Genomic DNA, 19,629 nt, shown 5'->3' on the forward strand with positions numbered 1-19,629 from the left:
CGTTCATTCTCACTTATGTATCAGCACTTATAATGGGTGCAAATAGTGTATAATTTTGGTAATCTGATTTTAGTAAATGATAAATACTTAGATATTGGGGAATTGATAGATGAATAATGACTATTTTAATAGAATTGATAACGTAATTAAATACATTAAGGAAAATAGCAATCAAAAACTCACTCTCGATAACTTGGCCGGCGTTTCAAATTTTTCGAAATATCATTTTGCAAGAATATTTACATCCATAGTCGGTGTGACTCCAGTTGCGTTTGTAAATCAAGAGCGTCTACAAAAGGCTGTTTTTCTTTTAGCTGAAACTAACAAGACTATTTTGGCAATATCGAATCAATGCGGTTTCGAATCGGTATCCACCTTCAATGCTCTCTTTAAGAAGCACTATAGCAAGACCCCAAGTGACGTTAGAAATAGCGTAAAGAAGAATCGCAATATTTCATTATACTTCAGCAATAAGCAAGAAGAGTTCTCCCAGTTTGAGGCTTACAATGGGATTGGGAGAAATCACATTCTGAAGAGGGCGTGGAAAAACGTGATCACAATCAAAGAACTTCCTGAATATGAAGTGGCATATGTTAGGCATGTCGGGAGTTACATGGATACTCATGTTGCATGGGACAAGTTGGGACGTTGGGCAAGCTTGCAGGGACTTACTCCGAACAATCATTATTTTATCGGCATATCGTTGGATGATGGAAATCTCGTAGAAGAATTTGCTTGCCGCTACGATGCTTGTGTCACATTGCCAAATGGATTCGAGAGATCCGGACATACAAAACATGTGGAATTCAAAACATTACCCGGTGGAATGTATGCTGTATATCCATTCTACGACACAATCGATAAATTTGTTCTCGCCTATCAAAATGTATTCAGTCTATGGTTACCGGATAGTGAGTATGATGCCGACGATAGGCCATGCCTAGAATTCTGTATGAATGATCCTGCTAAAGATGTGGAAGGGAAATGCAAAGTTGATTTATATATACCGGTCAAGAAGAGAATATGAATAACCGTATGGAAGGAAGATGATGATTGGGATCTCCTATAGGGATCGTGGATTGGGTAGAAAAAAATGAAAAAATAGAGGAATTATTAAATCAAGAGAATACCTTGACCATACATGCAATGGATCATGGATTTGAAGCTGAAGTCATGAAGATAAGTTCAGATCATGAGAGCTTTGTATTGAAAGTATGGAATAAGAGCTCAAGACCTGATGTTAGTTTTCAATTTCATTTATTGAATGCCCTTTTTGAAAGAGGATTATCAGTCTCTAAGCCATTGGGCTGGGGGGTAAATCCAAATGCAGATAAGGTGCTGTTGACTACCTTTGACGGGATGCCGGTTAACGAACTGAATGAAAAGAAAATGATTGAGATTGCGAATATATTATCAAGGATACATCAAATTCATTTAGAAGAGATTGGAAATATACATCTACCCAAGTACGATTTCATTGATTATTTTTTTCCTGGAGTAAGGGAACATGATGACTTAAATAGCGCATTAATTTCTCTTGTGCATATCAGTCAAATGAAGCTGGATCGGATCATTCATGGTGATTTCCATTTAGGAAATATTCTAGAGGAAAATGACCGATACACCGTAATTGATTGGACGAACGGACAATTAGGGGATTCCAGATATGATTTTGCGTGGTCACTTACTCTACAAAAAATATACATCTCAGAGCGATATGCACATGTGTTTCGTTCCGCTTATCTGTTAGATAATGATATTCAGCAGAATGAGCTTGAAGTTTTTGAGGCGTTGGCTTGTCTTAGGTGGATATTACTTCATAGAAATGGTGGCGTACCCAAAGGGATTAATACGATAGAGAGGGTAAAAGGGTTAATAGCCCAAAATTCATTCTTAAAAGAGCTGGAGTTTAGAGATTTATCAATTATAAAGAAGATATGGAGCGGTGATGGAATGAACATTGAAGCAGTTTATGAGCAGTTTCCTAGCCTGAAGTCAGATAATTTCGTATTGAAGAAGATTGAAGATCATCATTTTAACGAAGTCTTTGAAATCTATAACAATGACAAAGTATTTGAATACTGTGGCATAATACCCAAACACAATAAAGATACTGTGAGAAGCATGATCGGGCATTTCGAGAGAGATTATAATAAAAGATCAAGGGTTAAGTGGGGGATATTTGCCAGCCCTGACCCTGACCGGTTGCTTGGAATTATTGAAGCTGTCGACTTTAATCAAAAGGTAAATGCTGTGACGATTGGCTACTTTTTGTCGGAAGCACATTGGGGCAAAGGTATTGCTAGCGAAGCGGTAAAAATATTAATCGATTTTTTGTTTAGGGATGTCAACGTCAACAGAATTCAGGCTGAAGTGATGCCTCAAAATGAGACTTCAAAAAAGGTATTGTTGAAGAATAGCTTCATCAAAGAAGGAACATTAAGACAAGCGACACTATGGGCAGGTAAAGGAATCGTCGATTTAGAGATATACAGTATTTTAAAAAAAGACTATGTAAAATGATAAAAAGCTTCTCCATTCGGGTTCCATGCCAGTGGAGACAACCGGAAGCACCGGCCTGAAAGGCCGGTGCTTCACTCTGAAGGCCTGAGCCCAATCCCAGGCGGGTTTGACACACTCGGAAGATACCCTTACCATTTTGCAGTATAATAGGATGGAAAATGGAGGGAATGGCGATGAACGATGCGATTTTGATTATAGAAGATGAGGCAGGAATTGCCTGCATGCTGGAACTGCTGCTGTCCAGGGAAGGGTATTCTTCCGTCCTTACCGCTTCTACCGGGGCGGAGGCGATGAGCCTGCTGGACAGCCGGGAACCGGATATAATTTTACTGGATGTGATGCTCCCGGACTGTAACGGCTTCGAGCTGTGTCTGGAGCTGCGCAAAAAAACAAACGCCCCGATCTTATTCCTGACTTCGCGGGCTGCCGATTATGACAAGCTGACCGGATTTGCGATGGGCGGGGACGATTATATTACAAAGCCGTTCAACTCCCTGGAGGTGGTGGCGCGGATCAAAGCCCAGCTTGCCAGAAGAAGACTGTATCAGCAGGAGGCTCCATCTGCCTGTTATACTTTTGCTGATTTTGAAATCAGCAAGGATACCGGAGGGTTGACGGTGCGCGGCCAGCAGCTTCACTGTACGGCTAAGGAGTTTGCGCTGCTGCTGTTTTTTGCCGAGCATCCGAGCCGCCTGTTTACAACGGCCCAGCTCTATGAACAGGTCTGGGGTGAAATGCAGCTGGGCGATGAGAAAACGGTTGTTATTTATATTTCCAAAATCAGAAACAAAATAGAGCAGGACCCGAAGCAGCCCCGTTACATTGTCAACTTCCGTGGATTAGGCTACAAATTTATACCGAACCCTGTACCGGCTGGTCAAATATGAAAGGGGTCGTTCGTGTTGGCCTCCGGCTGCTGCTTTTTTTGCTTGCCCTGGTTATAGGTGTTATCGCCGCCTGGCTTGTTCTGTTTATCCTTTTTATTTTTATGCGGCAAATGGTTCCATGGCTGAAGGGCCTTGAGTACATACAGTTTCAAATCTGGAGTTTCCTGATCGTGTGCCTGGCTGCGCTTGTCTTCTATCTGTGGAGCCTGACGAAATCGATTTTTTATATGCTGACCTGGCTGAAGCGGCTGGCACAAGGTCAATATGACGAACCTTCGCGGAGTAATTGGCGCGGCCGCCCCATTCCCGGAAATCAGCTCAAGCTGCCTTATGCTCTCTTTAAAGAAATCATCGGGCAGTTGTCCACGTTGACCCTTGCACTGCAGCAAACAGAGAAAGAAAGACACGAATTGGATGAGAAACGAAAAAGCTGGATTGCGGGCGTGCGGCATGATCTGAAAACCCCTTTGGCCTATATTCGCGGTTACAGCTCCATGATTGCAGCCGCTGATCAATATGCGTGGTCTACTGCGGAAATAATCCAGTTCGGCTCCTTAATGGAACAAAAGACGATCCAGGTAGAGCAGCTTATTGAAGATATGAATGCTTTCTATCAACTGGACGGCAGCGAGGTTCCGCTCTCGCGGGAATCTACGGAGATGGCAGAATTTATCAGGCAGATCGTTACCGATGTTGCTGATCATCCGCTTGCTGCACAGCATACCTTTGCCTTCAATACGGACGGGGAGAAATACCTTGATATCGATCAACGCATGATTCGGCGGGCGCTGCACAATTTGCTGTGGAATGCCGTGGTTCACAATCCCGCAGGGTGCCATATTGAAACCGGGCTACGCTGGGATCAGTACGGACTGACGGTCGAAATTCGCGACAATGGGACGGGAATCGATGCGGCGGTGCTAGAGCGGCTGAACGCAACAGAGGACAATATGTTGTCGGCGCGGGCCAGATTGGCGGGCTCCGGCCTGGGCATGGCGCTGGCAAAGGGTTTTGTAACAAGGCATGGCGGCAAAATGGCTGTACATAGCAAACCGCAGCAAGGAACGCAAATCACACTTTTTTTTCTTTATTGAATGCAGGCCGGACATCCGCTTTTTGTGGTGTTGGCCTGTTTTTTTACTTAATTTTTACTTTTCTTTACCCCGCTGCTACTTCCAGCGCCTATTATTGTCCCTATATCAAAGATATGAGGTGACAGGAGATGCCACAACTTATAGTGGAGACAAAAGGGCTGACCCGCCGCTTCGGCGAGCAGGTGTCGGTGAATGAGGTAAACCTGGAGGTTCCCGAGGGGAAAATATACGGTTTTCTAGGGCCAAACGGTGCAGGGAAAACTACAACGATCAAAATGCTGCTGGGTTTGCTCTGGGCCGATAGCGGGACGATCCGTATTTTTGGACAAGAGATGCCGGGCAACAGTCAGGACATTTTGCGCAAGGTAGGCTCATTAGTAGAGAACCCATCCTATTACGGGCATTTGACCGGGTACAAAAATTTGAAAATACTAAGCACACTGCTGAAGCTGCCCGACCGGCGCATCGGTGAGGTGCTGGAAATTGTGCGGTTGACGTCCAGTGCAAACCGTAAAGTGAGCGGATATTCCCTTGGTATGAAGCAGCGGCTCGGCATAGCAGCAGCCTTGCTGCGGGATCCGCAGCTGCTGATCCTGGATGAGCCGACCAACGGCCTGGACCCGGCCGGTATCCAAGAAATACGGCATCTGATGCTGTCACTGGCCCATGATCAGGGAATGACGATCATGCTGTCCAGCCATCTGCTGAGCGAGGTGGATACGATTGCAGATGAGATCGGAATAATCAGCAGCGGCAAACTCGTCTATCAGGGAGCACTAGAAATGCTGGAGCGGCGCAGGGGCAAAGTCATGGGATTTGCAGTGGAGCGGCCGGAGGAAGCGCTTCGCACGCTAATGCTGCAAGGATTCGCCGTGGAGCGGGAAGGCAATATGCTGTCAATTTCAGCAGAGAATGTCAGTATGTCGCAGGCAGAATTGTTCAAACTGCTGGGCCCTTACGGGATTATGAATGTACGGGAAAGCAGCAAATCGCTGGAAGAGCTGTTCATGGAGTTGACCGGAAAAGGAGTAAGCTTATGATGTGGCGGGCCCTGCGGGCCGAAGGCATGAGGCTCAAACCTGCGGCCCGCTGGCTGCCGGTTATCAGCGCCGGGCTGTTCATCGCATTTATGTCGCTGGAATGGTATCTCTATTTCAAAGGCCCGGCAGGGGTATACAGCGTATTTAATGTGATGTATTTGTTTCTAGGTTTCGTATTGCTGCTAAACACCGCGTTACTCACGGGTATGATTGCCGGTTTGGAACACGAATCCAATAGTTGGAAGCAACTGCTGACCCTGCCCGTTTCCCGCTCTGTTCTTTATTGGGCCAAGGCGCTGTGGGTTCTTTTTCTGCTGTTGTGTACGGCCTTGCTGATTATTGCCGGCCTGATCCTGCTCTGGATTTGCTACACTTCCGAACCGCTGCCGTTCCAGCTTCTAATCAAGCAAATTATGTACAGCTTTCTCGCATCAACTGCGGTGCTGGGGCTGCAGATGTGGCTGTCTATCCAATTCTCGAACCCGGCCATTCCGATGTCCATCGGCTTCCTGGGCGCTGTTTCTGGCCTATTCATAGCGCGGGACAGCGGAGCAGCATTGTGGACCTGGCTGTGGCCATGGGCCTATCCGACGATGTCCAGTCCGTTCATGGCACATCCCGAGAGGTGGATTGGCATCAGTGCAGGCCTGGGAACGGTGCTGCTAGCCGCCGGGACCTTGCATTTTAAAAACAAACAATTTTAATTAACAGGGGTGTGATTATGGAAAATTTGATGAAAGCCGAACGAATGAAGCTGCAGTATTCCGTCATCTTCATCCTGTTCCTCCTCGGTGCGCTGGGAACTGTGATGCTCGGAATGAACAGTTTAAATTCGGAGAATTTTGTAGGTTTTTTTGAGCGCGGATGGAAAACCTTTTATCTGCATATGGCCAGCTTTCACGGTTTGTTTTTTTATCCGCTTTATGCCGGGGTACTAGCTTCTTTTATCTGCCGTTATGAGCATACAAACGGGGGCTGGAAACAACTGTTTTGTCTGCCCATTCCCCGTTACCGTGTCTATTATGCCAAATTGGGAACGCTGATGCTGCTGATGGGGTTGATTCAACTGCTTTTTGCCGGATCATATCTGCTCGCGGGAGTACTGCTTCAATTGGGGGACGATTTGGATTTTACCGAATTGATCATCGGTACGGTTGGGGGATGGCTGGCCATACTGCCGTTTGCGGCGCTGCAGTTATGGGTGTCCATGCGCTTGAAGTCGTTTGTTTCCTCATTGATTTTATCGGCTTCGATCGTGATAGCCAACATTGTGCTTACCGGGCTTCATGCCTCGATCGGTGCCTGGTTTCCTTCTACAACGGCCTACTACGCGATGTATCCAAGGGGGACGGCTTTGTCGCCCCGGCTGGATGTGATCCCCTTCATTCTCATTGTGGCTGTAACCTCTGCTGTTTACATCTGGGCGGGACGCCGTTCGCTTATGCGCAGGGCCTAGCTTTTTGAACAAGACAAACTCCTGAGTTCCATTAGGAACAAAGGAGTTTGTCTGCGAATAAGGTTTCGTATTAACTGTCTTTGTAAAGCTTATAAAACTTTATCAAAGTGGCGTAAGGAAAATAATTCAATTGCATTTCGCATAAAAATTGCAATTAACGAATATAGCAACACTCTATCAAGACCAATACTAAATTGAATATCGAAGATTGTTGTTATAAAAACTCCAATGCAAATTGCAAAGCCAAGTGCACTATAGTAGTGCATTGCCACGTGGTTCGCCTTATTCTGAACCAATTGCCAACGTTCATCATTTCTATATTCTTTCATTTTTACAGCTTGGAAGCATGGAAGGGCAATAGTGCATATACCTAATACGACCAACACCACTAACATTACGAATTGATAAATCATAATTTTTCATCCTCCTCAAGTACAAATACTTCATTGATAGATACATTAAATGCTTTGGCAATTTTGAAAGCCAACTCCAACGAAGGTGTATATTTATATTTTTCAATGGATATAACTGCTTGTCGTGAAATCCCGACATGTTCTGCCAAATCAGCCTGTGTCCAGTCTCGTTCAGCTCTCAAAACTTTAATACGATTAGTAACCAATGTAATGGACTCCTTCCTATATGTAATCAACCAGTTACATTGTCATTGTAACCACCTAGTTACATATTGTCAATAAAAGGATACGTTATAGATAATAATCTAATGGATTTTTGCCGATGTAAAAGAAAGCATGGTATGAGATTTTTTTAAAGGGTATGGATTGATATATATAGAATAAAGTTTGGATGGAACAAGAACAGGTGAAGGAGGGGACTTATGATTTTCAGAAAAGATCCAATGGATAAAAAAGGTTTGCTTAAAGAATTAGACTCACTAGGTTATTCAGACAGGATCCATAAAATTGTCACACTAGGCCGTGAAAATCATGGATCCACCCAATATTCAAAATTGCTCGCTTCATTACTGAAAGGCGGTGTCTATGAGACACAGCTAGCTTTAATGGGGGCTATTGCCACACAGGATGCAAAGATTATTGTGTCTGCGTTAAAGCATCCTATGGCTACTATTAGAAATCAGGCAGCCGGTCTTTTGGCCAAAGTGGCTTCAGATATTGATATTGAACGTGAACTCCCGGAGCTGTCCCATGATTGCCGCCGCAAAGTACTGCGCAGTATTTCATTTATCCATCGTCAAGAATTAGCGGAGAGGTTACTGCCTGTTGTGTATGCCCGATGGGGGGCGGAGGAGGCCTCTATTCTGCTGCCAGCATGTTCTAAGGAAACGGTCAGTAAATGGCTTGAAGAGCTTGGATATATCATTATCAACTGGAAGAAATTCGCTAGCCGTCATCTTGATGCCGTTGCGGAGTATTTTAAAACAACGTTAGAAGGCACCCCCCTTAGGGAAAAGGGATATGTGTGGTGGAGATTTTCATCAGCTATCGAAGCTTTATGCAAGGTAAAGCCGGATTTCATTCTCGAATGTGCCATGAATCATGGACCCCTGGGTATCATCCATCCTGTACTTAAAAAACATCTGGGTACATTAGTCCGAATCTATCCTGAAGCAGTGTATAAGCTGCTAACCCGGAAGGAGTCGCGAAGTGACCTGCTCTCTCATGGTGTGCCGGATGGCGTTTTAAGAAGGGGGAAATATTTTTCCATAGATCAATGGATTGAATTAGCCAAGCTGCTTGCAGATACCCCCATACATATAGCGAAATTGCTTGAGTGTATGGCTCCTTCAAAGCGTAAAGCGATTTTTGAGTCGGTCTATGAAGAGGACAAACGTAAAGAGCGCATTTTTCCAGAGACATTACTGTATCAGTTACCGCATACATTACGCGACAAGGAAGCAACCCGAATGCTTGGTCTGCGTGAAATCTATGATAGCCGGGACAAAACGATTAGGATTTCAGCTTGCCGTTCTATTCATCATTCAAGAGAGCTGCTTGAAAAAGCGGCATATGCCTCTAATGCAGATGAACGCGCAATGGCACTTGTGCAGCTGATTAAAAGTACTGCGCTATCAAGACAAGGTATGAATGAGACTTTGGTGTATTTAGGCCGCATCAAAAATGATCAGGATCCTGTACGATCTGCAGTGATTAGAGAGCTTGCAAACAGTCCGGCATCTATGTTTACGGATGAGAATGTAAAGGAGCTTACTTTACTCGTTGATAGTGTTATTGAGGCTAGAGATACTTCCTATGCTACAAGGTTTGCCACTCAGGAATTAGCATTTGTGATTATGCGGTTTAATGCAGTAAATCCCGGAAGTGAGATCTTTAAGTTCGCTTTAAGCACGATCGTAAAGTTAGCCAAGCAGAGCGGACAGCTTACACTTCCATCCTTCCAGGAAAATATACCTCGGGGTATAGAAGAGCGAATATTTGAAGTGGTTTATCCGTTAGCTGTGGCGGCAAATCGAAGAGAAGACTACAATTTGGTGATCAGCCTGGCGGACTCCTTTGGCAAAAGAGGCTTTGGCATCTCTAAGCTTCAAAATTTACTAAGCGATGCGGTACAGGAGAAAACAGCTTCTATCGCAGTACGGGCGGCAAGACATTGGCTTGCCCCTCCTAAAACACGGGATGAGAGAGTCAGAGAATTATTAACCCTGGATAAATCGTTTATTACCGTAAACGAAGTGTTCCTGCATCTGCATCGGAAACGTCAAGAATGGCTGGATCCATTTATATCGGGTGAGGTTATTAAAGGCAGGTTCTTAACGGGGAAAACCATTTATGTTGTGCCGGCTGCGGATGGGTTCCATAGGTGGTTGCCGCGTCAGCAACAATCTTTTAGAACCTCAATAGAAAGCATTGCGTCAGATGCCAAACGCAGTTTTTATGAACGTTCAACAGCTATAAAGCTAATGGCAAGAATGCCTGATGTCAGTCCGGATAAGCTGGTAGGGTATTTAAAAGATAAGGAAGTAGCTGTAGTAGAAGCTGCAGTTTATGCACTTTCATTTTTGGAAGAACCTGAAAAGGCACTTCCCGTTCTGCTCGAGAATTTAGATGGAGACAGAGCCCGTGTAGCCATGTACTCGATACCCAGATGCATTCGTAGAGTGAATCCGGCTGTATTGACTTCAATACTTAAAGAACTGTTAAACCGGGACAAGCTTAAAATCACTGTCAGAAAAGAGGCCATCCGGTTACTGGGTGCTTATAGAAGCAGTGACAGCATTCCGCTATTGATGAACGAGTTTGAAAAGCCTAATGCGCATAAGGACGTAATCATTGCCATAGGGCATGCTGCGAGACAGCTTTTAGATGATGAATGCGGATGGAAGATTTTAAGCAAAATGGCCATTTCATCACAAAGTGATATTGCGAAAAGTGTACTATTGCAACAGCCCAATGAACTTCCGGTAAATTATAGATCCCGGTATTTAGAATTAATCATTAGAATAGCCGGTCATGCAGATCCGGATGTTGGAAGATATGCCTTGAATAGTATGGTCCGTTGGACAAATGGACATGAAGAAATCATTGCGGCTGCCGCTGCAAAGGTTATTCTGGATTTAGAAGATAACGCCAGATGGAATATTGCAATGAACACGCTGACAGAAACAAGCCGTGATGGCAAGGTCAATGAGAGGGTAATTGGTGTGTTTAAGGATTTGGCCAGTGTAGAAATAAGAGATGATTGGAATGCTAATGCCAAAAGAGATTTGCCTCACAGGCAACGTCTGTTGAAATTTGCTGACCAACTGACCTCTTTGCCAAAGAACACTCGCGTAAACCTTGTGCCTCTGTATATGGGTATTATTGACTGTCTGGCAGCGGATGAGACCTTAAAGCAGGTTGTAATGAAATTGTATGTAGCCTCAATAGACTGGAATAATGTTCAGGAATCCGTTGCTTACCTAACTAAAATAGTTCATTGCATTTCAAATCAGCCACATCGTTTAGGCGATGCCTATAAGCAGGTTGCGCAAAATTTAAAAGACAGCAAAGGCTACTGGAATCCAGAAACCCTATTAGAAATTGTAGATGTTATAGGGTCGGAAGATAGTTATGAATCTCAGTTTATTGGACTTTCTTTGCTTGAGGTTGCAGGAAATGTTTTATTATGGAGTCCGGAGTGTGCCCGGCTTTTAAGATTATATAGAAATCACACGAACCTTGCGATTCGCTCCCTTGCGTTAGACATTTGGACAGCAATTGATTAATTCTGATAATAGTAAACGGATAAGGCCATGAATTTCTACGTCAGTAGAGTTCATGGCCTATTTGGATATCGTAGTTATCCGCCGGATTGCGCATTGTGCGCGGCTTTATTTTTTCTTTAGATTTATACCGCTTTTTTCTCCATATTGCCGTTGTACCATGGTCCTATAGGGTGTTAATAGAGACAGGAGTGGGAGCATGAGAACAGGGTTATGGATCAAAATAGGGCTGGTGGCGGCGATTTTGGCGCAACCAGTGGCGATGCAGCCGGAGTCTGCGCAGGCACAAGCGGTGAAGGTGCAGCCGAAGGAGGCGCAGTCGCTATCGTCTGCAGCGGCCACCGCGCCGGAGCAGCATGAGGAAGCAGCCGCTTCCGGGGAACGGGAGCGGTATGAACAGCAGACCGATGAATTTATGAAGACAGCAATGGACAAGTACCATGTGCCAGGCGTAACTTTGGCGGTGGTCAAGGATGGCGCTGTCTGGCTGGAGAAGGGCTACGGCTATGCGGATGTGGAGGCCAAGGTGCCGGTAGATCCGCTCAAGACCCGCTTCAGCATCGCTTCGGTCTCCAAGGTTTTTACGGCTACAGCAGCCATGCAGCTGGCGGAGCAGGGGAAGCTGGACTTGGCGGCGGATGTGAACCAGTATTTGCCGGATTCCCTGCAAGTGGCCAACTCGTACAAAACTCCGCTAACCATGAAACATTTGCTGTCCAATACCGGGGGATTCGCCAATGCCGAACAGCGCGAAGGGGCTTGGTCGAACACGGTGCCGGAGCAGCGGGTTCCGCTGGAGCAGACTCTGCAAAAGCTGCTGCCGCCGCTGGTGAGGGCGCCGGGAGATGCGGTGCAGTATAGCAATGAAGGCTTCACCCTCGCCGGATATATTGTGGAAAGAGCAAGCGGCCTGTCCTACGATGATTATATCCGCCAGCATATTTTTGCTCCTCTGCATATGGACAACAGCTTGACCTATCTTACGCCGGAGCGTTTGAACCAGCAATTGGCCCAGGGATATTCTTATGATAAGGGGTTTGTAAAAATGAAGCAGGGGGAGGTTTTGACCTACCCCGCCGGCTCCATCTGGTCAACCGCTGACGACATGAGCAAGTTTGTATTGGCCCATCTGCAGGGTCGGGGCCAAGGGGAAAGCTCGATTTTACAACAAGATACCGCCAAGCAGATGTACTCGCAGCAATATTCCACGCATCCCCTAATGCCCGGTTATGCCTATGGCTTTTTTCAAAACTACAAAAATCCTGCCATTCTGGTTCACCCCGGAGATACTGAGGCTTTTTCCAGTCTGATATCGATCATGCCGTCCAAGGGACTCGGGTTTTTCGTTGGCTGTAACTCCCAATACGAAGGAGACGACGGGACCTTCCGGGATGCCTTTGAGGAACAGTTCTACTCCTTCTTCGGAGTAAGTCTGGATCAGCCGCTGGCCGAATCGACCGGGGAGGCGACAGAGCCCGCTGCAAGTATTCAAGCCTACGCGGGCACATACGCCATGGTGATTAGTGAGGGACTGGGCCCGGGGGTTTCCAAGCTGCGTTACCAGATGGTTACACCAAAAGTGGCCGTCAGTGAGCAAGGGGAGGTTACCCTGAAATCGGCGGGTGAGGAGCTGAACGGGCAATACACGCAGATTGGCAAGCAGATTTTTTACAATAAAAAGGCCAATAAATATCTTGTGCTTAAAGAAGGGGAAGGCGGGAGCAAATATGTCGTGCTGGATACGACAGTGCCCTTCCAGGCGTTTGTTAAGCTGAATCCCTGGGAAGCAGGGGCGGGAGGATTGGCTTGGAAAGTAGCGCTGGCTGGCGCATTGCTGGGTCTTATAGCGGGAATGATTGCCATTTGCAGACGCGAAAAATCGGGACCCCAGCGGATGTGCCTGCGGCACAGGCTTCCTGCCTATCTTATAGCTCCGCTTATTCTTGGTGCGGCGGTAGTTACGATGCTGGGCGTTTTCTCTGAAAGCCGTGCGGTACAGGGCCACTGGCTGCTGGCAGCCAACCTCCTTGCAGCGGGGATCGCAGCAGGCATAGCGTGTTCGGCTGGATTTGCGGTAAAATATGGGCGAAGCAAAAAACTGCATCTCCTTGACGCAACGGTCATACTGGGAATGGGACTGGCCGGAACGAGCGGAATCTTTTACATGTATCTGATGAAGCTGCTGCTTATTGCTTAGAGGAGACAGGGAACGAAAGGCGGCTGGCCGAAATGGGCGCCCGGATTTTAATTGTGGATGATGACCGGACGATTGTGGAATTTTTATCAATATTTTTGGAACGGGAAGGGTACTGCATTTTGTCCTGTTATGATGGGGAAAAGGCGCTGGAATACATTCGGAACGAGGTCTTTCAGCTCATTTTACTAGATATTATGATGCCGGTCATGAATGGTTTTGACCTGATTGGCCGGATTAGGGAAATCTCGGAGGTTCCGGTAATTTTCCTGACCGCCAAGGATCAGCAGGAGGATAAGATCAGGGGATTCATTGCCGGCTGCGATGATTATGTGACGAAACCTTTTGATTTGACGGAGCTTTCCTTGCGAATCTCGGCGATTTTAAAGCGCAGGCCGGCGGCTGCGGAAGAGACGGCTGTAGCCCCGGGGGAACTGCAGATTAAGGATCTCACTCTGTTGCCGGAGGAGCATGCGGTGTCCAAAAATGGCGTGGAAATCAACATGACGCCAAAAGAATATGGGATATTGCTGCTGCTGGCCAGGAACAAGGGCCGGGTGTTTACCTCACGCGATATTTATGAGCTGGTCTGGGAGGATACCTATCTGGAGAGCGACAACACCGTGCTTACCCATATCCGCAATCTGCGGGACAAGCTGGGGGATACCGTCAAAAATTCCAAGTACATCAGAACGGTCTGGGGTGTTGGTTATAAAGTGGACAAAGAAGCTTAAAACAGGGCTAGTCGGAGAACTGGTCCTGATTTTTATTCTGTCACTGGCAGCCACGCTGGTCGCAGTTTCGTTGACAGCCCATTTTCTGAAAGGCTCGGCATTATTTTATCCGGCTCAGACCGATGCGGAGCGGATGATGAGCTACAGGGAGAAGGTTGGCAATCCGCTGGCGGCTTGGCTGGAGGCCCGGGCAGGCGAGGCGGCTATTCCCCATCGGCTGGAGCAGGAGCTGCGGGTCAAGTTTCCCTTGGACTACAATAAAAGCTTTAGGGCTGCAGAGGAAGTAGTCGTGTCTGTGGTAAACGGGCAGGGGGAGCTGCTTCAAGCCAATTCGCATGTTGTCATTGTCCGCTCCGGGGAGACATTGCCGGGGGGAAAGGCGTTGCTGTCTACCGCAGATTATTCCCCTGCGCCGGAGGCTGGAGGTTTCGTGATCGGCAATCCCGAGGAGGAGCAGGTCTACAATATCGTTTTCTTTTCACCAAAGGAAGGCATCAGCATCAGCTATAACAACGGCTCCGGCACGAAATTACAGGAAACGCGGAAGCTCGGAAACGGGCTCTATCTGGTGGCTGCAAGCACGATTACTTATACCGAGAGTCCTGTATCTTTGCTGGGTGTTATTGTGTTTTTGCTGCTTTTTTATCTGGGTGTCCGGGGGAGAATCCGGTATATGCGCACTCTCGAACGGGGCACGCATACGCTGTATGCGACTGATTTTCAGGCTCGTATCCCGTTAAAATACAACAATGAGCTTACCACGATGGCTGCAGCACTGAATGATATGGCCGAGCAAATCGTGGCAAGCCGGAGCAAGGAGAAGGATTTTTTGCTCAATATTTCCCATGACCTGCGCACGCCGTTAACTTCCATCATGGGGTTTCTCAGTTTGCTTAAAGAGAAATCGTATGGCAGTGAGCAGGAAAGGGAGCGGTATGTCGAGGTTCTGGAGGAGCGGACCGGGTACTTAAAGAAGCTGATTGATGAGTTTTTTGAAATTTCGAAGCTGAAATGGAAACTGCCGGTAATAAATAAGAGCAGGGTGAATATGCAGGAGCTGCTGCGCCAGGTTGTGGAGGGGTACCATCCCCAAAGCAGGGACACGCATATTGAGACGGTTCTGCTGCTGCCGGATCAGTCGGTTTATGTGGAGGTGGATGCTGACCTTTTCGTCCGGGTGCTGGAAAATCTGTTGTCCAACGCCTTCAAATACAGCCGCGCAGATACGGAGCTTGTCATCCGCCTCCGGGAACCGGTGGCAGAGAGCCGCCGTCCAATTCCGTTACGGCTGGAATTGTGGAGCACACCGGCTCAAGCGATGGACAGCGGGGAGCTGCAGCGGTTGTTTGAACGATTCTACAAGCGGGATTCGTCGCGGGCCGGCGAAGGTGCGGGGTTGGGCCTGTCCATTGCTGCCGAGATCATAAGGCTGCATGGGGGCAAGCTGGACGCGCGGATCGAGGGTGAACGCCTAGGGATGATTATTGAACTGGAGCGTTCGCCGTGCAACAGCTGAACTACATGAACGCTGGAAGGCGCTCGGGGAATTGCTCCCCGCAGCGTCTTTTTTTTGGATACAAGGCACAATAGGGCTCTGTTAGGCGGGGGACTTCGACCCTTCCGATTTTCATTGAATATTCAGGTTGGGTGTTTATAATACGTCTATGAATCGGGGCAAGAGAATATAAAGCGTTGAACTATTACGCATAGGAGGTTTTCCATGGTAAGGGGAACTCAAAGAATACTGTATATCCTGCTTGCTTTCTGTATAGGACTTTTTATCGCATCCTCCTTTTTTATCCGGGCAAAGTATACCTACTCTGTGTACGGTGATACCACGGTTCTGGAGAAACAACAATGGGTTCTGTTTATCCTGGCGGCTGCGGCCGTTCTGGCTGTAAGCTTTGTGCTGTACAGAATGTGCTTAAAGCTTAACCGGTACAGCAGGAAAATCGTAATTCCGGCTGTGCTGCTGTTTTCGTTTGCGATCCAGCTCGTGATCATTTTCCTGTTCCCCCGGATGCCGACGGATGATTCGCAAACGGTGCTGTCGCTGGCGATGGATATGCTGTATGAGCAGGATTATTCCTCTTTTCAAACGGGGGGATATCTGTATATGTTTCCGTTTAATTTCTCCATGGTCCTGTACCTGAAAACATTACTGTTCTTATTTCCGGATAATTATCTGGTGATCAAAATATTCAACATCCTGTTCTCGCTCGTTACAACGTTAATGGTCTATTTGCTGTATAAAGAGCTTAATGCCCGGTCGAAAGAAAATGATTATGGGGTTTTGATAATTGCTGCAACCTATATTCCTTCCTTGTTCATGAGCAATTTTATATATAACGATGTGATTGCTACAGCTTTACTGACCAGCGCTTTATATTTTGCCGTCAGGTTCCTCCAAAGAATGTCCATGAAGGATATCCTGCTGGCTGCCATTCTGCTGGCTATCGGCAACTATTTCAGAAGCACCGGGATGATCTTTCTGATTGCAGTCCTGATCTGCCTGCTCTTCAGAATCCGGACCCTTGGGCTTAAGAAGGCCTTAGCTTCTATAGGCATAACAGTATTGCTGTTCAATGTACCCGGCTGGACCCAGAATGCTGTACTGCAGGCAACGCATGTCGTAGATGAGCCGGTGAACAAGAATTCCGCTCCCGTCTACATGTGGCTGAATATGGGCATCAATCTGGAGACCCTTGGGTTCTGGGACAATCAGCAGAGCTACAATATATACCAGAGAGAGGCAAACTATAATAAAGTTGACAGCGTAGAGCTGTTCAAGGCATCCATCGGCGATAAGCTCTCTGAGGCCAGTCTGGGTGAACTCGCCGAAATGTATTATAGAAAGCTGGTGTGGACCTGGACAGAAGGGACGTACCAGATGGAGAGATACGGCATTGGAAATGACGGATCGTCCAGAAGCGGAGGGAGAGCCGGATTTGTGATGGACCGCTATAGTTATACTACCTTTGCCACGGATTTGTTTAAAGGAGATTCGAAGTATAGAAGCGGTCTGCTCTGGGTGCTGTATGTCCAGAATTTCCTGATGTATGGCTTTATTCTCATTCGATTGTTTGGCGGCATAAGGGCTAAAAGGTTTGAGGAAACCTCTTTAATTCTGGTGGTTCTGGGTTTTATCGCATTCTATCTGCTGTGGGAAATAAAGTCCCGTTATATCTATCCGGTGTATCCGCTATTGATCGTGCTGTCGTACATGGGATTCAAAGACGTATATGATTATATGTTGAACAGAAAGAGGTGATTGAAGTTGCGAACCAAGAGATACTCAATCTTCTTACTTGCAGCAGTGCTGGGTTGTTCACTGGTGCTCACCTCATGCGAGGCCATAACCGCTCAAAAAATCACAAAAACGGACTCCGGCTCAAGAATGAACGGGTTCCCGGGAGTGAACGGCGGCACGGACCGGGGTGGGGGCGGCCAGGGGATAAATGGTGGGGGTCCGGGAAGAAGCGGCAGTCAAGGGACGGACGGCGGGCAAGGCGGGAGACGGTGAGCACTCCCTGCCTTGTACTGTCCGCTGCGGGAGGCCGCTGAAGTCTCATGCGTAATCCCAAGGCAAGCTATAGGGTTCTTCGGATGTCCTTCTTCTTCAGGCCGTTCTTCTTGGCGGTGGCGTTCCAGAAAGAGTGGGTCGCGGCAAATTTCCAGGCGAAGCGCGGGAAATTTGGACTGAAGAGCATAGATTCATCTTTACTTTGCGATTGTACATTATGAGCCAGGCTTTCCATTGCTTTGCCCAGATTCTTAAGCGGGCCCGTTCCAAGGGGAACCTTCTCGATAAAGTCCATCATTTCACCGGCGCCTTGACCGAGACCCTGCCCGAAAATTAGACCGGAACGGATGCACCAGTTCTGAATGATCTCAAGGGCAATGTGATTCTGCTTCCCTTCAAAAAAACCATTGTTCATCAGGGTATAAACGTAAATATCCTTCTCACGCCGCGTTTTCATGTATTCCTCAAGGGTAACAAGCATTCTGAATAGATGGGACGGGACTCCATCCACATAAAGCGGGAAGGCAATAATCAATATATCCATGCCGCATAGTTCGCTGTATTGCCCGGGGGTCAGCGGTTTTTTGTTAATGTTATAATGGGTGATTTCATGCCCGGTGCTTATGAGCGGTTCCAGTGTCTTCAGCAGGAGGTCTGAATTGCTTTTTCGCAGCTTGGGGCTTCCGTTGATCATTGCAATGTTCATGCCAGTACCTCCTTGACGGCTTGCAGGCCGTTATGAAAATAGACTAAATTCCCTGAGGAATACAAATTTAAGCTATTTGCTGCGACCAGCTTTTGTGCTGTTCCTTTCTCGGCTTCCGTGATGTCTTCACCGTAAAAATGTACGGTCAGGGCAAATTCATGGTCATAACGGTTGCGGTGATGGGTTTCACCATTCTTGGTTACAAAATAAGGAAGCACGTAGGAAATGCTCCGGTTCAACACATTGAGGATGAAAGGGCTGTAGCTTCCATATTCACATTTACTGATAATCATCAGTTCATCGCATTTCGAGAGAAGCTCCCCCATGTTGTTATAGCCGTCCTTCAGAACACAGACTCCAGGCGTCCGGACCCAGCACCCGAAGCAGCCGATACAATGACGGATAGTACCATTGTCGGAGATTACAGTTACGTCGGGGGTGTTGTCTTCAACCAATGCCGCAAATTGTTGCGGATTCAAGTCGTGAATAATCATTTTCATGGGTTATCCTCCTAAAATACAGGTTTGAGCGTAAAGATATCCCGCCAATCTCCGGAATACCGGACCCCGTTATTGGTGAGCAGTGAGGCCATTCCGTGCACCATTGACCATAGGGCAACCAGCTGCTTCGCATATTCTTCTTCCGGCAGGCCAAAGCTCTCAAACAACTGATAGGCTGTTGTGCGGAATAGAGCAAACGGCGGATAATTATCCGAATTATAATGGTCCAGGTCAATGGTGATGTCCGAATGGTAGAAAAGAAATTGAAAATACTGCGGATGGTCAACGAAAAAGTCAATGTAGGCCTGCCCCAGCAAGGAAATCGCCTCCTGAGTGCCCTCCTTTCCGTGAATGGATGTACGCAGTGTGTCCGTGAATTGCGCAGTGACATGCTCGCCCATAGCGTAGATCAATTCGTCAATATTCTTAAAATGGCTGTACGGTGCGGTATGGCTGACACTGCATTTCGCTGCGACCTTGCGCAAGGAAAAGCTCTTCAAACCATCTTCATTAATAAGTGTGATGCCGGCTTCTATAAGCTGATTTCGCAGATTGCCGTGGTGATAGGGTTTGTCTTTCATGTGCTGGATGCATCCTTCCCTTAATCTTAGCGCTGTAAAGATTGTAGCATATAATCTTTACAGTGTTAAGATGCGAAATCAGTTTTAGAATTCAGCTGTGTCAAACTCCGCGTTTAGGTGAGAGGAACATTCTATATCCATAAAAAAATCCCTTCCAGATTCCTGAAAGGGATTTGACAGCTATAGAATAATG

The 19,629-nt window shown here is 47.0% G+C and carries 18 protein-coding genes and 1 pseudogene; 14 read left to right on the top strand and 5 right to left on the bottom strand.

The genetic code is table 11. The features are described 5' to 3' along the window. Positions 1–109 precede the first annotated feature (109 nt). The 8 genes and pseudogenes from NST07_RS03835 (at position 110) to NST07_RS03870 (ending at position 7,000) form a co-directional block, all read left to right on the top strand. Positions 110–1,027 (top strand): AraC family transcriptional regulator, encoded by a 918-nt coding sequence (locus tag NST07_RS03835; protein WP_342481103.1) that lies wholly within the window; start codon positions 110–112, stop codon positions 1,025–1,027. A gap of 119 nt (positions 1,028–1,146) precedes the next feature. Then, positions 1,147–1,734 (top strand): annotated as a pseudogene (locus NST07_RS03840) (aminoglycoside phosphotransferase family protein); the annotation flags it as partial. A gap of 219 nt (positions 1,735–1,953) precedes the next feature. Next, positions 1,954–2,523, top strand: a complete 570-nt coding sequence (locus NST07_RS03845) for a GNAT family protein (RefSeq protein ID WP_342481921.1) — start codon at positions 1,954–1,956, stop codon at positions 2,521–2,523. Between the two features lie 173 nt (positions 2,524–2,696). Further along, entirely contained in the window at positions 2,697–3,410 is a 714-nt protein-coding gene (locus NST07_RS03850) for a response regulator transcription factor (protein ID WP_341089788.1), read from the top strand. After that, on the top strand, positions 3,407–4,504 hold the full coding sequence (locus NST07_RS03855) for a HAMP domain-containing sensor histidine kinase (protein ID WP_342481104.1): 1,098 nt from the start codon (positions 3,407–3,409) through the stop codon (positions 4,502–4,504). The genes NST07_RS03850 and NST07_RS03855 overlap by 4 nt, the downstream gene beginning before the upstream one ends. A 128-nt stretch (positions 4,505–4,632) precedes the next feature. Further along, a complete protein-coding gene (locus NST07_RS03860; protein ID WP_342481105.1) occupies positions 4,633–5,544 on the top strand; it encodes an ABC transporter ATP-binding protein in 912 nt (303 codons plus the stop codon). Continuing rightward, entirely contained in the window at positions 5,541–6,248 is a 708-nt protein-coding gene (locus NST07_RS03865; RefSeq protein WP_342481106.1) for an ABC transporter permease, read from the top strand. The genes NST07_RS03860 and NST07_RS03865 overlap by 4 nt, the downstream gene beginning before the upstream one ends. 17 nt (positions 6,249–6,265) lie before the next feature. Continuing rightward, positions 6,266–7,000, top strand: a complete 735-nt coding sequence (locus NST07_RS03870; protein WP_341377299.1) for an ABC transporter permease — start codon at positions 6,266–6,268, stop codon at positions 6,998–7,000. 89 nt (positions 7,001–7,089) lie between these two features. Here the strand turns inward: NST07_RS03870 and NST07_RS03875 are convergent, their stop codons facing one another. Then, positions 7,090–7,413 carry a DUF2178 domain-containing protein gene (locus NST07_RS03875; RefSeq protein ID WP_341089793.1) on the bottom strand — a complete coding sequence of 108 codons (324 nt, stop codon included), beginning with the start codon at positions 7,411–7,413 and terminating at the stop codon, positions 7,090–7,092. Beyond that, positions 7,410–7,619 carry a helix-turn-helix transcriptional regulator gene (locus NST07_RS03880; protein WP_341089795.1) on the bottom strand — a complete coding sequence of 70 codons (210 nt, stop codon included), beginning with the start codon at positions 7,617–7,619 and terminating at the stop codon, positions 7,410–7,412. Before NST07_RS03880 ends, NST07_RS03875 begins: the two co-directional genes overlap by 4 nt. Positions 7,620–7,835: 216 nt before the next feature. Here NST07_RS03880 and NST07_RS03885 point away from each other — a divergent pair, with 216 nt between their 5' ends. From NST07_RS03885 to NST07_RS03910, 6 genes are all read left to right on the top strand, one after another. Continuing rightward, positions 7,836–11,201: a HEAT repeat domain-containing protein gene (locus tag NST07_RS03885; RefSeq protein ID WP_342481107.1), complete on the top strand. Its 3,366-nt coding sequence runs from the start codon at positions 7,836–7,838 to the stop codon at positions 11,199–11,201. A 196-nt stretch (positions 11,202–11,397) separates the two neighbouring features. Beyond that, positions 11,398–13,395, top strand: a complete 1,998-nt coding sequence (locus tag NST07_RS03890) for a serine hydrolase domain-containing protein (protein WP_342481108.1) — start codon at positions 11,398–11,400, stop codon at positions 13,393–13,395. A 32-nt stretch (positions 13,396–13,427) separates the two neighbouring features. After that, positions 13,428–14,126: a response regulator transcription factor gene (locus NST07_RS03895; RefSeq protein ID WP_341089798.1), complete on the top strand. Its 699-nt coding sequence runs from the start codon at positions 13,428–13,430 to the stop codon at positions 14,124–14,126. Then, positions 14,095–15,642: a HAMP domain-containing sensor histidine kinase gene (locus tag NST07_RS03900; RefSeq protein ID WP_341089799.1), complete on the top strand. Its 1,548-nt coding sequence runs from the start codon at positions 14,095–14,097 to the stop codon at positions 15,640–15,642. Before NST07_RS03895 ends, NST07_RS03900 begins: the two co-directional genes overlap by 32 nt. 204 nt (positions 15,643–15,846) lie before the next feature. Beyond that, positions 15,847–17,397, top strand: coding sequence for a glycosyltransferase family 39 protein (locus NST07_RS03905; RefSeq protein WP_341377303.1), 1,551 nt, complete (start codon positions 15,847–15,849; stop codon positions 17,395–17,397). A 6-nt stretch (positions 17,398–17,403) separates the two neighbouring features. Next, complete coding sequence (locus tag NST07_RS03910) at positions 17,404–17,649, top strand: hypothetical protein (protein ID WP_341377305.1); 246 nt, start codon at positions 17,404–17,406, stop codon at positions 17,647–17,649. A gap of 67 nt (positions 17,650–17,716) precedes the next feature. Here NST07_RS03910 and NST07_RS03915 read toward each other — a convergent pair whose 3' ends face one another. From NST07_RS03915 to NST07_RS03925, 3 genes are read right to left on the bottom strand one after another with little or no spacing between them, the layout of a single operon-like run. Beyond that, on the bottom strand, positions 17,717–18,355 hold the full coding sequence (locus NST07_RS03915) for a hypothetical protein (protein ID WP_341377306.1): 639 nt from the start codon (positions 18,353–18,355) through the stop codon (positions 17,717–17,719). After that, entirely contained in the window at positions 18,352–18,855 is a 504-nt protein-coding gene (locus tag NST07_RS03920; RefSeq protein WP_341089804.1) for a flavodoxin family protein, read from the bottom strand. Before NST07_RS03920 ends, NST07_RS03915 begins: the two co-directional genes overlap by 4 nt. Before the next feature lie 11 nt (positions 18,856–18,866). Next, entirely contained in the window at positions 18,867–19,436 is a 570-nt protein-coding gene (locus NST07_RS03925) for a TetR/AcrR family transcriptional regulator (protein WP_038585932.1), read from the bottom strand. Positions 19,437–19,629 lie beyond the last annotated feature (193 nt).

The sequence above is a fragment of the Paenibacillus sp. FSL L8-0340 genome, assembly GCF_038593145.1.
Lineage (GTDB): Bacteria > Bacillota > Bacilli > Paenibacillales > Paenibacillaceae > Paenibacillus_AQ.

Bases quoted from the DNA above. Each gene is read 5' to 3' on its own strand.
- NST07_RS03925 (WP_038585932.1), bottom strand. From the start codon at position 19,436: ATGAAAGACAAACCCTATCACCACGGCAATCTGCGAAATCAGCTTATA.
- NST07_RS03885 (WP_342481107.1), top strand. From the start codon at position 7,836: ATGATTTTCAGAAAAGATCCAATGGATAAAAAAGGTTTGCTTAAAGAA.
- NST07_RS03905 (WP_341377303.1), top strand. From the start codon at position 15,847: ATGGTAAGGGGAACTCAAAGAATACTGTATATCCTGCTTGCTTTCTGT.
- NST07_RS03895 (WP_341089798.1), top strand. From the start codon at position 13,428: ATGGGCGCCCGGATTTTAATTGTGGATGATGACCGGACGATTGTGGAA.
- NST07_RS03845 (WP_342481921.1), top strand. From the start codon at position 1,954: ATGAACATTGAAGCAGTTTATGAGCAGTTTCCTAGCCTGAAGTCAGAT.
- NST07_RS03850 (WP_341089788.1), top strand. From the start codon at position 2,697: ATGAACGATGCGATTTTGATTATAGAAGATGAGGCAGGAATTGCCTGC.
- NST07_RS03915 (WP_341377306.1), bottom strand. From the start codon at position 18,355: ATGAACATTGCAATGATCAACGGAAGCCCCAAGCTGCGAAAAAGCAAT.
- NST07_RS03865 (WP_342481106.1), top strand. From the start codon at position 5,541: ATGATGTGGCGGGCCCTGCGGGCCGAAGGCATGAGGCTCAAACCTGCG.
- NST07_RS03870 (WP_341377299.1), top strand. From the start codon at position 6,266: ATGGAAAATTTGATGAAAGCCGAACGAATGAAGCTGCAGTATTCCGTC.
- NST07_RS03890 (WP_342481108.1), top strand. From the start codon at position 11,398: ATGAGAACAGGGTTATGGATCAAAATAGGGCTGGTGGCGGCGATTTTG.
- NST07_RS03855 (WP_342481104.1), top strand. From the start codon at position 3,407: ATGAAAGGGGTCGTTCGTGTTGGCCTCCGGCTGCTGCTTTTTTTGCTT.
- NST07_RS03875 (WP_341089793.1), bottom strand. From the start codon at position 7,413: ATGATTTATCAATTCGTAATGTTAGTGGTGTTGGTCGTATTAGGTATA.
- NST07_RS03860 (WP_342481105.1), top strand. From the start codon at position 4,633: ATGCCACAACTTATAGTGGAGACAAAAGGGCTGACCCGCCGCTTCGGC.
- NST07_RS03835 (WP_342481103.1), top strand. From the start codon at position 110: ATGAATAATGACTATTTTAATAGAATTGATAACGTAATTAAATACATT.
- NST07_RS03920 (WP_341089804.1), bottom strand. From the start codon at position 18,855: ATGAAAATGATTATTCACGACTTGAATCCGCAACAATTTGCGGCATTG.